The sequence below is a fragment of the Bacillus sp. MRMR6 genome, assembly GCF_001940785.1.
In the GTDB taxonomy this organism is placed as follows: domain Bacteria; phylum Bacillota; class Bacilli; order Bacillales; family Cytobacillaceae; genus Neobacillus.
The window spans coordinates 26,032-41,278 of the sequence record NZ_MSLS01000027.1 but is presented as its reverse complement, the minus strand read 5'-3'; the positions used below and the strand labels follow the sequence as shown (position 1 = coordinate 41,278).

13 protein-coding genes are annotated in these 15,247 nt (G+C 36.8%); 7 read left to right on the top strand and 6 right to left on the bottom strand.

Annotated elements, in window-relative coordinates; all coding sequences use genetic code 11:
• Window positions 1-122 precede the first annotated feature (122 nt).
• The 3 genes from BTR25_RS28665 (at window position 123) to BTR25_RS20070 (ending at window position 3,460) form a co-directional block, all read left to right on the top strand.
• Window positions 123-689 (top strand): DUF2085 domain-containing protein, encoded by a 567-nt coding sequence (locus BTR25_RS28665; RefSeq protein WP_368483006.1) that lies wholly within the window; start codon window positions 123-125, stop codon window positions 687-689.
• An 80-nt stretch (window positions 690-769) separates the two neighbouring features.
• Entirely contained in the window at window positions 770-2,623 is a 1,854-nt protein-coding gene (locus BTR25_RS20075) for an LTA synthase family protein (protein ID WP_254842757.1), read from the top strand.
• Window positions 2,624-2,758: 135 nt separating this feature from the next.
• A complete protein-coding gene (locus BTR25_RS20070; RefSeq protein WP_075689837.1) occupies window positions 2,759-3,460 on the top strand; it encodes a spore coat protein in 702 nt (233 codons plus the stop codon).
• Window positions 3,461-3,513: 53 nt separating this feature from the next.
• On the opposite strand, the gene BTR25_RS20065 is transcribed toward BTR25_RS20070, so the two are convergent.
• The 5 genes from BTR25_RS20065 to BTR25_RS20045 all read right to left on the bottom strand — a co-directional run bounded on the left by BTR25_RS20065 (window position 3,514) and on the right by BTR25_RS20045 (window position 9,128).
• Window positions 3,514-4,566, bottom strand: coding sequence for an alpha/beta fold hydrolase (locus BTR25_RS20065; protein WP_139311294.1), 1,053 nt, complete (start codon window positions 4,564-4,566; stop codon window positions 3,514-3,516).
• 18 nt (window positions 4,567-4,584) lie between these two features.
• Window positions 4,585-5,121, bottom strand: coding sequence for a hypothetical protein (locus BTR25_RS20060; protein WP_075689806.1), 537 nt, complete (start codon window positions 5,119-5,121; stop codon window positions 4,585-4,587).
• Window positions 5,122-5,141: 20 nt separating this feature from the next.
• Entirely contained in the window at window positions 5,142-6,722 is a 1,581-nt protein-coding gene (locus BTR25_RS20055; protein ID WP_075689805.1) for a class I adenylate-forming enzyme family protein, read from the bottom strand.
• 25 nt (window positions 6,723-6,747) lie between these two features.
• Window positions 6,748-7,512, bottom strand: a complete 765-nt coding sequence (locus BTR25_RS20050; RefSeq protein WP_075689804.1) for an SDR family NAD(P)-dependent oxidoreductase — start codon at window positions 7,510-7,512, stop codon at window positions 6,748-6,750.
• A 203-nt stretch (window positions 7,513-7,715) separates the two neighbouring features.
• Complete coding sequence (locus BTR25_RS20045; RefSeq protein WP_254842756.1) at window positions 7,716-9,128, bottom strand: sigma-54 interaction domain-containing protein; 1,413 nt, start codon at window positions 9,126-9,128, stop codon at window positions 7,716-7,718.
• Window positions 9,129-9,544: 416 nt separating this feature from the next.
• Between BTR25_RS20045 and BTR25_RS20040 the strand changes: the two genes are divergently transcribed.
• The 4 genes from BTR25_RS20040 to BTR25_RS20025 are packed head-to-tail and all read left to right on the top strand — an operon-like array spanning window position 9,545 to window position 13,618.
• Window positions 9,545-10,831, top strand: coding sequence for a spore germination protein (locus BTR25_RS20040; protein ID WP_075689803.1), 1,287 nt, complete (start codon window positions 9,545-9,547; stop codon window positions 10,829-10,831).
• 54 nt (window positions 10,832-10,885) lie between these two features.
• A complete protein-coding gene (locus tag BTR25_RS20035) occupies window positions 10,886-11,971 on the top strand; it encodes a GerAB/ArcD/ProY family transporter (RefSeq protein WP_175596838.1) in 1,086 nt (361 codons plus the stop codon).
• On the top strand, window positions 11,968-13,041 hold the full coding sequence (locus BTR25_RS20030; protein WP_075689801.1) for a Ger(x)C family spore germination protein: 1,074 nt from the start codon (window positions 11,968-11,970) through the stop codon (window positions 13,039-13,041). Before BTR25_RS20035 ends, BTR25_RS20030 begins: the two co-directional genes overlap by 4 nt.
• A gap of 52 nt (window positions 13,042-13,093) precedes the next feature.
• Complete coding sequence (locus BTR25_RS20025; protein ID WP_303046855.1) at window positions 13,094-13,618, top strand: CBO0543 family protein; 525 nt, start codon at window positions 13,094-13,096, stop codon at window positions 13,616-13,618.
• 212 nt (window positions 13,619-13,830) lie between these two features.
• Here the strand turns inward: BTR25_RS20025 and menC are convergent, their stop codons facing one another.
• Entirely contained in the window at window positions 13,831-14,937 is a 1,107-nt protein-coding gene (gene menC / locus BTR25_RS20020) for an o-succinylbenzoate synthase (protein WP_075689799.1), read from the bottom strand.
• Window positions 14,938-15,247: the final 310 nt, after the last annotated feature.

The window sequence follows — 15,247 nt, the reverse complement described above, 5'->3', positions numbered from 1 at the left end:
TTTTTGAACCTAATTCAACTTGAATTAGGTTTTTTTAAAGAAAGGCGGAATACATTTTGTTACATTCTTTATTAGATTTTTTCGGAAAAGCAATTTGCCACCAACTTGAGGAACGTTCCTTAGTGGCTTCTGGTGAGGCGTTAGCCGTGTGTGCACGGGATACGGGGATATACATAGGGATCTTCTCGACACTTATCTACTTACACATGGTCAAAAGAAACAAAGCCATTACAATCCCTTCAATTCGAAATAGTTTCCTGCTTCTCCTACTCCTTGTTCCACTAATAGTGGATGGTGTTGGATCTTATACGCATCTATTTGAGACAAGTAATATTCGAAGATTGATAACAGGAATAGGATTCGGAATGGTCCTGCCATATTTTCTCTATCCTTTACTCCACAAAGAATCCGTTGAACAAAATTCAGAACCCGTCATTAAGGGGAGTAAAGATGTGTATATACCACTGTTTCTCAGTAGCATGATAGGAAGTATTTTTTATATAGGAATCTTTTCACATCTCCTTCTCAATAGTTTCATTATCATTACGGTAATTGCTTGGTTCAGTATTTGTGCCTCATTTTTATTTGTATCAATCAAGAAACGGTATATAAAGTGTCTTCTGTCCATTTCATTTTGTTTTGTTTTCCTAACAGCGCTTTCTGCTTTACACAGAGTGTTAATAGGTTAATACTAATATTTGCAAGTATTATAGATAGTTTGGTAAGTTTTAGGTAGAGAGATTTATGTTTTAAGGGGGCGTGCATCCTCATGAAGGATAAAGTAACAAATATGGTGAAAAATCATTTATTTCAACCCATGACTTTCATTGTGGCAATTCTTTTCATAAAATTATATGCTTTTCAGATCGTTGTTTTTGATAACCAATCAGTGCTTCACAACCTACTAATTGAATTCCCACTTTGGGCACTTTTATTACTGGTACAGATGTTCATTTTCAAAAAGCACACCTGGTCGGCTGTATGGGTCTATCACTTTAGTTTGTCCGTTCTTTTTATTGTGGTGATTTATTATACAAGGTACTTTTCAACGGTCCCTTCCTATTACGATGTCAAACAAATTTACCAATCCAACTCTGTTGGAGGTACTGTTGCACTGCTTGGGAGTCCCTTTGATTATTTATTTTTCTTGGACGTTGTTTTAATCCTGCCGCTTATATGGTTTTTTTCGAAATCAAAAAAGATTCTTAGAGCACCTATAATAAGAACCTGGGTTGTAGCCTTTACCTGTATCGGGTTGATTATGACACTTGCTGCCTTTCGACATCCATTAATTGATGTTTCTTATTTTGCCAAACAGCATGGATATATCCAATCACAGTTTGTTCAGTTGTTCGAGCGAAGTTTTGGTACTGCCTTTGCAAGCAGCGATTTTTCATCAGATCAGGAGCTTGCAAAACTTAAGGGAAATGCTTACGTTCCAAATCAGGAGCAGCCTACATATGGTGTAGCGAAAGATCGGCATGTATTTATTATTCAAGTTGAATCTTTACAAGAATTTGTGATCAACAGCCGGGTTAATGGAACCGAAATTACTCCCAATATGAATGCAATGCTAAAAGAAAGCGCCTATTTCAATCATGTATATCAACAAATTGGTGCAGGAAATACGTCCGATGCAGAATGGCTGATGCATACTTCATTATATCCAGAAGGGATGGACCCCACTGTCAATATCATTGACGGCAGTGACTTTCCTTCTCTAGTTCGTACTTTAAAAAAGAATGGCTATGGGACTTCTACCTATCATGCGGATGATATTACCTATTGGAGCCGGGATAAATTATATCCTGCCCTTGGCTTTGATTATGTTTTTACCAGTAATGAAATACCTAATGAAAAAGAAATCGGATTCGGCCCTGCTGATGAGGTATTGTTTGATTTCGTCTCAGAGCAATTGCCAAAACAGCTAGAAAATCATCGCAGGGTGTATTCCAATATTATTACGTTAACGAGTCACACCCCTTTTGAGATGCCTGAAGAGTTTGAATATCTTAACCTTCCAGAGGAATATAAAGACACCTATGTTGGTAACTATCTACAATCGGTAAGATATACAGATGAACAGATTGGCAAATTTATTGAGTCCCTTAAACAATTGGGCATTTACGAAGAATCCATTTTACTCATTTATGGAGACCATTCCGGAATTCACGGGGCACCCGTCACAGATCAAGACCAGCTTCTTTTAAAAAAACTGTTAGGCCATACATACAATCTGCATGACCGCTTTGTGGTCCCTGTATTGTTTACAGCACCAGGAATTTTCACTGGAGAGACCTATTCTCATCTCGGCGGCCAAATTGATTTGATGCCTACTTTACTTAATTTATTGGGAATTGAGCACGATGCCCAAATGATTGGACACAACTTATTTTATTACACCAGTAATTTACTTGGAATGAGATACTATATGCCAGGCGGTTCATTCATTAGTAATAACACGCTATACACAGCACCAAGTGCGAAATTACCTGCCTCCTTATATGACCGCAAAACAATGAAGAAAACAAAAAATACAAACCGACTAGAAGAAAACGTCAACAATACCATAAAACTCATGGAGTATTCAGACTTTTTACGAAAAGCACAATTAGAAAAATAATACATGCTGCAAGGGACAGTCGAAGCTGTCTCTTTTTGGACATGACTTTACTCTTTATCACATGAATAACTCTAAAATATCGATACATAATAACTATGGTTATGTTCAATTAACACTAGGAGGAGATATTATATGATGCAAAATAATCAGCAAGGACACATGCACCAAAATATGCATACTGGAATGATTCCAGCTCAAATGAACCATGGAGGGCATGAGATACTCGATGTCCAGGAAGTACTATCTGCAACTGTTGGAACAATGGATCAGTACCTTTTACTGCGCCAATACGCAAAAGATCCTGAATTAATTGATATGATGATTCGCCAATATCAGTTCATGCAGGAGGAATACAACATTACATTAGAATGCTTTAGAACTGGGCAAGATCCATCTATGCATACAAAGAAATATAAAATGAAACAGGATAATGATTTTACCTACGGGTTAAAGCAATCTCAGCCTAAAAAACCTATGCAGTCACTATCTGAGATTTCAGATGAATTCATTTCTGGATGCATGCTCGGTGCAGCAAAAGCTAGTGCAACGATGAAAACGATGGCTGCGCTTGAATCAACCAATCCTGTAGTACGCCGCGTACTAGCAGATTCTGTTCCCAACTGCATTGAAATGGCTTATGAAATCAGTATTTATCAAAACAAACACCATTACTATCAAGTTCCTCAGCTTGCACAGCAGGATATGACTCAAATGCAAAATGCCTATGCTCCAGCACAAGGTGAAATGCCAATGGCTAATATGGGCATGAACAACAACAATATGAATAACATGAATATGAACATGAGTGCAATGAACACAGACAATAGGAATCATTAACCAAAAAAGCTATCCTCTGCTGAATGAGAGGATAGCTTTTTTTAGAGTATAAATTATTCGATCTTTTTTGAGCGTTCACTTAACCATTCTGTTAATATTGCAGTGAATTTTCCTGATAACGCTAATGCCACATGACCTGTCTCAACTAGCATATACGTTTTATCTTCACTCGCTACAGCCTCCATCAGTGGAAGGCTTTGACTTTCAGGAATAAGATGATCATACTTAGCACTCACAGCCAGTAAACTCATATCGATATTTGCTAAATCTGCTTTTTTACCATGGATGGTAAAAAAGCCCTTTATAAGTTTATTTTCCTTATGAAGGTCCTCGTTCAACTGTTTCAACGCTCCACCGGTTAATGGTACATGGCCTTTTGTCCAACTATTCATTCGATGCCATTTTTCAACAAACACTTCGTCATCGGCACGGGATAATAACAAAACATATGGACTATAGTAGACGGGTGTAGTGATGGAAAGGAACATGTTTTCAACCACGTCGGCGGGAATTGTACCGTATGCGTCTACCAAGCCTTCCAATTGATTAGAACCATCGCTTCTTAAGCTTTCCGCCCATTTATCAGGCATTGCCGCCTCTGTATAATCAATCGGAACAGTTGCGACAACCAGATTCTTAATCGGCTCTTCTGCGATTGCTGCGTACATGGCCGCTAAGGTACCACCCAAACAATAGCCTACTACCGAGATTTCTTTTGCACCAGCATGACGAATTGCTCGTTTTACAGCATTTCTAATATAGTGATCCACATAATCTTCAATGGTAAGGTCTTTGTCCTCGTATTCAGGAATTCCCCAATCTAACAAGTAGACATCATAGCCGCTGTTAACTAACCCTTCAATCACACTTGAACCTGGCGCAAAGTCAAGGATATTTGGACGATTAATAAGCGAATAGACAAAAAAGACAGGAACCGCATATTTTTTGTTAACAGCTGGATAATGGTAAAGGGTTGCCTTATTCTTTTTCCAAACCGCTTGCCTTGGGGTAAAATCCTTACGTGGTTCTGGAGCATTTACTGTTTTTATAAAGTTACTCCAGCGTTTTAGTTCATTTTTATATTCCAATGTGTTTGTAGTTGCCAATTTTCATTCCTCCCCCGCCTACTTAGTTACTGCAGTAAGCTCTAATACTTCGTTTTTTTCCTTCATCAATTCTTTTAGTTCTCCAAGTTCCTCTTTTAAGCTGTAAATCTCTGCTAATTCTCTTGTCACATCATTCAGACCAGTATGAATTTCATCTAATTTCTTTTGATCAGTTTTTAGCTGCTTTGTCAGCTTAATCATGTCTCTTGCTGCATCGGCAATGATGCTAACATTTTTATTCGTTTGATCTATCTTCTCTTCTAGCTTCCAAAGCTGTTCTTCTAAGAGATCAATCTTTTCCTCTGTCTGCACCGTTAGTTTGGCTGCCTTAGCCACATCATATTTTGTAGGAATATTATAAAACTTCGCAAAGTACTCCTGATTCTTTTTAAACATTTTGAGATAGGGTTGCTGCATCATCGTACCCCACTTCATAAGCTCGACAAATTCATGATGATTCGTCCAGCGGTGGATGGTATCATTCACCTGCTTTTCCCACTGATCACTTATCTTTTTAAAGGTCTGGTATGGTTCATACGTATTACGTTCTGTCATTTTTTTATTCCTCCAGTTTATTAAAGCTTTTTTAACACATTTTTTAAAATTTTCCCTGCAGCATTCCGAGGAAGCTCCTCAACAATTTCTATCAGTCTAGGAACCTTATAATTTGCTAATCTGTCAGCAACAAAGCCCCTTATTTCTTCCACATCAATTGTTTCTTGGTTTTTTGGGACAACTACTGCTTTCACTGCCTCTCCGAAAATAGGATCTGGGATTCCAACAACCGCTGCCTCTAACACCTTCGGATGATCATAAAGGACATTTTCGACTTCAATTGAAAAAACCTTTTCACCGCCACGGTTAATTAAGTCTTTTTTGCGGTCTACTATGTAGACAAAGCCCTCTTGATCGATTTTCGCTAAATCCCCGGACCGCCAATATCCATCTAAGAAACTAGTTTGATTAGCTGCTGCATTTTCCCAATAGCCCTCCACAACCATTGGACCCTTAATTAATAACTCTCCTACTTCCCCTGGAGGACACGGTTCATCTTGGTCATTGACAACCTTCAGCTCTCCGACAGGAACTGGCATGCCAACTGAGGTAACCTTATCTTCAGGAAAACCTTGTGGCATGATCGTAGCTGGGGAGGATGTCTCTGTTGCGCCGTAGGCATTATGAAGATAGGCATTTGGAAAATACTTTTTTAATTTATAGATCGTCTCTGAAGACATTGGGGCACCACCATAGGCAATGCAGTTAATCTTTAAATAATGGTGTAAAGGAAAATCAGCATGTGCCATCATCATGATGTAGATCGTTGGGACATTGAACAAAAAGCTGATCTCTTCCTCTGCTGCTAAGCGAATGTATTCCTCTGTCTTAAATCTCCTCATAATGACAGAGGTCCCCCCCACTCTAACCATGTGTAATAATTGACCAATTAAGCCTGTTACATGAAACAGTGGGACTGCAACTAAAGTTCTAGATTCATGGTTAGTCTTTAACACATATTGATAATTCATCGAACTATGGATTGCCCCTAAATGACTTCCTACCGCTCCTTTTGGGAGACCCGTTGTTCCAGAGGTATACATAATAAATAATGGATCATCTTCCGATAAGTTGGTCTCACTAATGGAAGAACTTTGTTCTAAAATTTCGAATGGCAGATAGTCCTTCCGTTTACAGATTTGATTTCCGATTAAGAAAAAATGCTGGACCTGCTTGATGCTCTGTTCATCTCTCATGTTTTCAATTTTTTCAAGGAATTCATCATCGACAAATAAGATTTTGCTTCCCGACTGATTCAGCATATACGAAAGTTCGGTTTCTTTTAAACGTGTGTTTAATGGAACAACGATAGCTCCAAGCTTTGCGCAAGCGAAGACGAGTAGGCAAAATTCAATGTTATTTCCTAGTAGAAGTGCAACCCGATCACCCTTTTTTAAACACAAGGAATTTTGCAGATTTCCAGCAATTTGTTCTACCTTCTTCAGCATTTCACGATAGGTTAGTCGGACATTATTCAAAACAAGAGCCTCTTTATCTCCATACCTTTGAACGGTTCCTTCCAGCATTGCAAAGAGATGTTTCGGCCTATTCTCAAATACCTGTATTTCTCTATTAAAATGATTTTCTTTCATCATCTTCATTTCAAAAACCTCCTAAAGCTTTTCCTTACCTTGCCGTCCAGCCACCATCGACATGTAAGATCTGACCGGTAACATACTTTGAGGTATCAGAAGCCAAGAATACAACTGGTCCAGCAAGATCGGATGTTTCGCCAATTCTTTTAATCATGGTAGAATTTGTTATATTTCTTACTCTTTCGGGGTCTGAAAGCCATTCTTCTGTCATCGGCGTTTTTATATATCCTGGTCCGATCGCATTTACAGTAATATTAAAAGGCGCTAATTCATCCGCCCAAACCTTTGTTAACTGGTTAATGCCACCTTTACTGGCTGCATAGGATGTTTGTAACGGCAGACCGATACTACCTAAAATCGAGGAAATGTTAATAATCTTTCCGTAGTTTTGTTGGATCATCTGCTTGGCACAGGCCTGGCCTACTAAGAAAAGTCCTTTTAGATTTACATTCAGAACTTGATCCCAATCCTTTTCTTCTACTTCTACTAGAGGCTTTCGGATGTTCATTCCTGCGTTGTTTACTAAAATATCTAAAGAACCAAATTGAGTAGCAATTTTACTTACTAGCTGTTCAACCTGCTTTTTATCCGTCACATCGCACCGTATATAAGCTGCTTCGATTCCCTTTTCGATTAATTTCTTTACTGCCTTTTCCCCTTCTTCCACACCGCGGCTAGATAGTACAACTGTCGCACCGTAAGACCCTAGAGCATAGGCCATTGCAAAACCAATTCCTTTGCTTCCGCCCGTAACGAGTGCAACCTTTCCCTTCATTTCAAAAGATGGTACGTCCATTCCCTACTCACCCTTTCCTTTCTTCGTTCACCTACAGTTTTACAATGCAAGAACCATGCCAGTTAACCACAGATTCCAACTATTCGACAGACAGTACCAAATTTAGTGGGTTTCCAACATGAAAATAAGGAAAAATAGTAAGGTTTCGTATGCAATCAAAAAAGCCAACGAAGTCTGCGTTGGCTTTTTGATTCCCTTTTTCATCAAATGTTTAATTTCTGCATTTTTTTTACGAGGGCTGATTGGCTGATTCCCAATTCCTTTGCTGCACGGCGGGTTGTTTTTGATTCCGCCATTTGCTCAAGGATTATTCTTCGTTCTACATTAGCGAGTATCTCTTTTAGTTTCCATTTTTCTTGATTTATCTGGTCATTTCCTTGAACAAATCCATCAGGCAAATCATTCAATGATATCTCCTCGCTGTCAGAAGTAACCACTAATCTCTCCACTAAATTCTCTAACTCTCTAATATTTCCGGGCCATTCGTAGTTTTCAAAAAAGTTTATGATGTTAGGATGAAATCGCTTATTAAACTTATTCTTTTTATTGCTCTTATTTAAAAAGAAAAAGGCGAGTGAAACAATGTCCGTTCTCCTTTCGCGTAAGGACGGAACCTTAATGGGAACTATATTTAACCGGTAATACAGGTCCCGTCTAAATTCATTCTTCTCAACCATTTCCTCTAAATTCTTATGGGTAGCTGAAACGACTCTTACATCAATTTTTATAGTTTTTGTACCGCCAACCCGCATGATTTCAAATTCTTGCAATACCCTCAGGAGCTTAACTTGAAGGTCAATCGGCATATCGCCTATTTCATCTAAAAAAATCGTCCCTCCGCTTGCCAATTCAAAAAGTCCTGGCTTTCCTTGACTATTTGCACCTGTAAAAGCACCTTTCTCGTAGCCAAACAATTCCGACTCGAGCAGATGTTCAGGAATTGCTCCACAATTTACTTTTATCAAAGGGTACCCTGAACGATCACTTTCTTGGTGTATATAGTTGACGATGACTTCTTTTCCCACACCTGATTCCCCTAAAACTAATACCCCTGAATCTACCTTTGCTACTTTTCTCGCGAGATGAAAAACCTTCATGATTTCTTGGCTTTGGGCAACAATTCCATCTAGATGCATATGGATGAGTTCTCTTTTTTTGAAGTCTTCAATTTCACTGATATATCTCTCTGCTAACTTTTTAGACTGCCGCAGCTCGTTCTTCATTTGATTTAAATCCGAAATATCTCTTACATTTGTAACAACATAGCTAATTTCACCGTTCTTATCAAAAACAGGGCTTCCTGTCACTAATACTTCTTTCCCTCTGACATTCTGTACGATCGTATGTGGTTTTTGATCTTCAAGTACCTGCAGCGTCACTGAATCTGAAACAATTCCTTCTTGTACCACCTTTTTCATCGTCTTGCCGAGCAGCTCATGGCTCCCTACACCAGTTATCCTCGTATATGCCTGGTTGACCATGATGCCTATACCCTTTTTGTCGGCCACAAAGATACCGTCATAACTAGATTTAAAAATTGAAAGAAAAAGCTCTTCCATTTCCCCCTTTGTTACTCCATTTCTTCTCATCTCGTCAGATATATATAGATCTTTCATTAATTTCCTTGAGGCCCCCTTTTGAAAAAGATAGCTTCTAATGATTGATTCTGTTTAGAATCACTTTATTGTTGTGATTCCAAATGTAATCGCTCTCACCTAATTGATTCGCTATTTTCATAGGATTACCTTTAATTTTTTTATTTAAGTAAAACTCTCGGTAAACGGGTTACGTTGCCTTTGCAATAACTGAATTTGCAGTTAAAAATGTAAAGTAAGTTGAATTCTAGATTCACTACATTTTTTCTAAGCATAGATATATAGCAAAATTTGGAGATGCTTTTTATGGAAAGTTATTCAACCCAAAGCATAATTGTACTTGGTACGGGAATACTCCTGTTAGGTGCACTGTTGGTTTTCATTGGTGAGTATAGAAAACTGGTTGAAATGGACTAAAATATGAATATGGTGATGAAATGTTCCAGGAACGTTTAAGAAAGCTTTTAGAGGCTGAATTTAAGGAAGTTAGTGAATTTAAATCATGCGAATTAAATCAATTTGAGGTTTTTTTCATTTCTTCTTTAGTGAATATCGAGGGTGTAAACAAACTTATTCTAACATCAATTTTGAAAGGAGATAAAAGTGAAGTTAGATTCCCTGTAATTGATTCGAAAAAAGAGTACTCTATATCCAAAGCGGCAGATATGTTGTTACGTGGCGCTGTTATTGTAAGCAACAACAAGGATTCTTTTTTTCTGTCCATTAACCTTCCAGCTGAAATCGGAAGAAGTGTTGAGCCTTCTGAACAAGAAACAACTCTTTATACCTCATTGGAAAGCTTTACAGAGCAAATAGACCAAAATCTTACTCTAATTAGAAGGTTTCTTCCTACATCAAATCTAAAATCTGAAATGTTTACCATAGGAACGCTGTCAAAGAGTAGGGTTGCCCTTCTATTTTTAAAAGGTTCTGCCAAGGACAATGATGTCCAACTAGTAAAAGCAAGAATTAAAATGATTGACGAAAAATTCATCATAAATTCCCCTTTTCTGGGACGGTTATTTAGTTCGTCTAAAAGCAGCTTTCCGCAATATCAAATGACTGATAAACCAGATCTAATTAGCCTTGCTTTAGCTCAGGGTAAAGTAATTGTTTTAATTGACCAAAATCCTTTTGCAATAATTAGTCCAAGTTCTTTCTTTGATTTTTTCCTCTCTGCAGAGGACTACATACATAATAGTTGGACAGCATATTTAATCCGATTAGTGCGTCTAATAGGTTATTTAACTTCTTTACTATTAGTACCATTATATGTTGCAATAACAACCCATAACTATGAGGCATTCCCTTTGGAATTATTATTTATCGTCATTGAATCAAGGTCTGATGTCCCATTTTCTCCTTTGTGGGAATCAATCTTGATGTTACTCACTTTGGAATTTTTAAGAGAAGCTAGTAAGAGAATGCCCACTAAAACAGGTAATACCCTTGGTGTAGTAGGTGGAATAATAATTGGAGATGCTGCTGTCCAAGCAGGGATTGCCAGTAACATCTTAATTGTTATGGTCGGTATAACAGCAGTTTCTTCTTTCGTTGTTCCTAACTACATCATGGCTACTTCGTTAAAAATAATCCGCTACCTTTTTCTTATTGTATCCTATCAATTTGGTCTCTTTGGGATTGCAGCAGCTTTTTGTATTTTAATTATCCATTTAAACTCTATTAAGTCCATGAATAAACCTTATTTAATGCCCAATTTATAAAGTTAGGGAATGGTTAGTATGAAAAGTGAATTATTCTATAAAGAGTTATCCCTAATGAATAGTAATGAACCTGGTATAAATGGTATACAATTGATGTTTTTAGTAAATCGACTTCAAATTGGGTACACCGTATTATTGTTACCAACCCAACTTATCAGTGGTAGTAATTACTGGATTATAGCTACCGCTTTTTTTGTATCCCAGTTAAATTTATTTTTAATTAGTAAGTGGTTATACAATAGTAAAACTCCAAATGATAAACAATTGCAAAATCTATTTCCAAAGATCATGCTATATCCAATGGTTTCAATTGGTCTAGCTATATTAATGCTTAAATTCTCGATTATTATCATTGGTTATTCCAAAGTTATCCAGTTATATGTATTAAGAGAGGATCGGTTAATCAGTATAATAATTATATTAATTGTAGTAGTTGCTTTTTCTACTTATCAAGGCATTTTAAATGTTTCAAGATTTTCTGTATTAGCGTTTTTATTTTCCGCTTGGATTATCCTAGCTTACATAGAAGTTTTGTTATCTCCCAATTCAATTTATCGAGACTTTCTTCCTTTAGTAAATGGGTTTGAAAAAGGTCAAGATATTAAGAGGTTCTTTTATTTATTATCGTCCTTTTCAGGACCTGAATTATTATTGTTATTAAAAAGATGGATTAAACCAGAAGTGAATGTTTACAAATATACGACAGCCGGTAACTTTTTTACGTTATTAGAGTATTCCCTGTTGTTTTTCATAGCCGTTGTATTTTTTGGACCAGACTACCTTAAGAAAGTTGAATATCCCCTAGTCACCATTGCAAGGTACATACAATTACCAATAATAGATCGCTTGGAAATGATCATTATTCCATTTTTTATGTTCCCATTAATACTCTCTTTATCATTAATAAATCTTTATTTATATTCAGGGATAAAGTTCCTCTTTCAGTTCAAAGAAAACAACCTATCTTATGGATTATTTGTACTTTTTTTAGCGCTTTTATTGACATTTATTCAGCATGAATATTGGATGGAAAGAAGTCAAGAGTTTATATGGTTAAATGTCTATATTTATCTTACTGCTATATTTTATACAGCCATTCCTCTTTTGTTCTATATTATAAAGAGGGTGAAAAAAATATGAGAAGCAAATGTTTTTTTATTTTGTTGTTACCATTTATTTTAACTCTAACATCTTGTTATGGAGGAGAGAATACTATTGAAGAGATTGCTCCTTCCATTTTATACTACTACGAAAAAGGGGAAAATGAAAAATACAAAGTTACTACGATGGTGCCTCCTGTAAGAAAAGAGAAACGTGTCGTTTTAACTACTGAAGAAACCCTTTTAAAGGATATTAAAACAAAACTTAATGCACAATATTTCAGAGAAATTAAAGATGGACAGTTAAGAATAGTTATCATAAATGAAAATCTTGCAAAGGAACAAGGAATAAAGGATATTGTTACTGGATTATATATGGATACTGCCATATCTGATAGGATCTACCTAGGGATTGTTAATGGAGACTTAAAGAGGTTATTAAATTCAAACAATAGTGCGGATTATCTTATTTATAGACAATTTAAACATAATCAAACTAAAGGGGAGTTACAAGTTGTAGATTTACATATGTATTTAAAGGCAGCTAACTCAAGATTTGGAGACCCTTATGTACCACTTTTTTCAATGGTGGAAAATGAGCTGCATTATACAGGAATTGGCTTAATGAAAGATTATAAAATGATTCATGAACTTACAATAGAAGAATCAAGGATGTTTGATCTTTTAAAAAGCCAAGTAAAATATCATGATGTTCTCTCCCTAGAGACATTACAAGTAAACCTTGGACTCGTAAATTCTGATATAGATATTAAAATGAATGCCGAGGAAAAAAGGATAAAAATATCAATGCGACTTAATGGAATTATTAATGAGTATCAAGGAGACAAAGACCTTACAAATCCTATTGAGCAAAAGGAATTGCGCAACAATATTAAAAATGAAATTCAAGATAAAATGGCCAAACTATTAGAAACTTTTCAAAGCAAAAAGGTTGACCCTTTGTATTTAGGGCTATTCTCTAAAAAGTTTTTTTCCCAAGATTATAAAGATGATGAGTGGAGAGAAGAATGGCCAAAATATGATATAAATATGGATTTAGATTTAAAAATTAAGGACTATGGAACCTATCAATCAAAGGGTGAAGTATAGCTACTCGAACACTTTTATCTAAGAAAAAATGGAGTTGGTTCATTTGGATGAGATGGCAAAGGAGATAATTTCATTACAACAAAAATACGCGACTTTAGCTATTGAAAATTGGTTATCGGGTGCGGTATTAACTTGGAATTGGTGGGTTCTAGTTTTCATGTTTATATTTCCATGGTTAATTTTCCTTAAATATCTTGATAGAGAACGGTCACTTCAAATTTGGTGTTTTGGACTAATAGTAATCCTTATTACAAGTTTTACTGACGACTTAGGCAGTGAATTAAGTGTTTGGATTTACCCTATAAAGTTTGCTCCTTTTGGTCTTCTGGCATTACCGTTTGACTTTTCAATGATTCCAGTGGCGTATATGTTGATATATCAATATTTTAAATCATGGAAAACATTTTGTATTGCTCTTGTTAGTCAAGCCACCATTTTTGCATTTGTTGGTGAGCCTTTTTCTGTTTGGCTAGGATTTGTTACTTATTTAAAATGGGAATACATATATTCCTTTGTTTTTTATATAGTTACTGGACTTGCAGCTAGATTTTTTATACAAAAATTGACACCTTATTAGTTTGTTTAATTATCTTTTTTTCTTCTACTACCTTAGTTTAATACTCTTTTTATGCAAATTGTTGCTTATTCGCAGGATTTCATGCGAAATCCTGCGAATAAGTGAGTATGTGAGAGTTATCATAAATGGAAGTTCCTAAACCAATAAAGACTGACTATGAGATAGAAATGTATTTTGATAATTGTAAACCGAACCTGTTACCAATATGGTCTTTAATAGAATGTTTTAGAGAATAAGGTTAATTCGTTTATTTCCTCGATGTTAGGTTCAAAACCGATCCCTGCACCTTGGGGCAAGTGGATGTATCCCTTATTCATCTTGACTTCCGGTTGAATAATATCCGCTTTCCAATAATGTGCAGAAGGCGCGGTGTCGCCTGGTAAGCTGAAATTGGCTAGGGACGTGATGGCAAGGTTATGTGCTCTGCCAATTCCCGCCTCGAGCATTCCGCCGCACCACATCGGGATATCATTCTTCACACATACGTCATGGATTTTTAGTGATTCAGTTAAACCACCCACTCGGCCTATTTTTAGATTAATAATCTTACAGCTACCTAGTTCGATTGCTTTTCTTGCATCCTCCGCGCTATGAATACTTTCATCCAGACAGATGGGCGTTTGCAGTTTTGCCTGCAGTTTAGCATGGTCAATGATGTCATCATGTGCAAGCGGCTGCTCAATCATGGTTAAATTATATTGATCGAGTTGCTGCAGATGCTCGATATCATCAAGTGTATAGGCACAATTTGCATCCGCCATAAGCGGAATATCTGGAAACTGTCCGCGTATGAGCTTTATTAGATGAATATCCCAATCAGGTTTTATTTTCACCTTAATTCTCTTATACCCTTCAGCTAAATATCCTTCAATTTGCTTCAGCATCAGGTACTCAGACTCCTGGATGCCTACACTTACACCCACTTCAATTTTATCCTTTACACCGCCAAGAACCTTTGCTAATGGCAGGTTCTGTTCCTTTGCATAAAGATCCCATATGGCACATTCCAGAGCCGCTTTTGCATTAAAGTTTCCACGAATGGGCTTAAAGCGTTCTGCTATTTCATGAGGATGCTGGATCGGTTCTTTTAAAATTAGAGGTATTAGAAAATCACTCAACATATGCCAATTGGTTTTTGTAGTTTCTTCATTATAAATAGGTTCAATAATGGAGACAGATTCTCCCCAGCCGGATAAACCAGTCTTTGATTTCACTTCGACTAAAACAAAATCTTTATCATATTCAGTTCCTACGCTTGTTGTGAACGGATTTAAAAGATCCATTTTAATATGCCTTAACACAATGCTCTTAATTTCCACCTATGTATCCCCCTTTTATTATTTATCTAAAGGCTGTGTTAATGTACAGTGTTGATTTTTGCGAAATCCGCTCCCTTTCCGCGGGCGTTCCGGGGAGCCTCCTCGGCGCTAAAGCGCCTGCGGGGTCTCCCCCAGACCCGTAATCCCGCAGGACATTGAATAAGCTTCCTCGAATCTGCCCACGCACGAAAAAAATGCGATAGCATTTTCGAGGAGTCTCGCAGATTTCGCAAAAACCGTTCAATATCAACATTTATCTTATCTAAAAAAAGAAGCCGCCGTTTTTCACAGCGGCCTTTCCTGTATCCTT

Bases quoted from the DNA above. Each gene is read 5' to 3' on its own strand.
- BTR25_RS20075 (WP_254842757.1), top strand. From the start codon at position 770: ATGAAGGATAAAGTAACAAATATGGTGAAAAATCATTTATTTCAACCC.
- BTR25_RS20070 (WP_075689837.1), top strand. From the start codon at position 2,759: ATGCAAAATAATCAGCAAGGACACATGCACCAAAATATGCATACTGGA.
- BTR25_RS20060 (WP_075689806.1), bottom strand. From the start codon at position 5,121: ATGACAGAACGTAATACGTATGAACCATACCAGACCTTTAAAAAGATA.
- BTR25_RS20055 (WP_075689805.1), bottom strand. From the start codon at position 6,722: ATGAAGATGATGAAAGAAAATCATTTTAATAGAGAAATACAGGTATTT.
- BTR25_RS20050 (WP_075689804.1), bottom strand. From the start codon at position 7,512: ATGGACGTACCATCTTTTGAAATGAAGGGAAAGGTTGCACTCGTTACG.
- BTR25_RS20045 (WP_254842756.1), bottom strand. From the start codon at position 9,128: ATGAAAGATCTATATATATCTGACGAGATGAGAAGAAATGGAGTAACA.
- BTR25_RS20040 (WP_075689803.1), top strand. From the start codon at position 9,545: ATGTTCCAGGAACGTTTAAGAAAGCTTTTAGAGGCTGAATTTAAGGAA.
- BTR25_RS20035 (WP_175596838.1), top strand. From the start codon at position 10,886: ATGAATAGTAATGAACCTGGTATAAATGGTATACAATTGATGTTTTTA.
- BTR25_RS20030 (WP_075689801.1), top strand. From the start codon at position 11,968: ATGAGAAGCAAATGTTTTTTTATTTTGTTGTTACCATTTATTTTAACT.
- BTR25_RS20025 (WP_303046855.1), top strand. From the start codon at position 13,094: ATGGCAAAGGAGATAATTTCATTACAACAAAAATACGCGACTTTAGCT.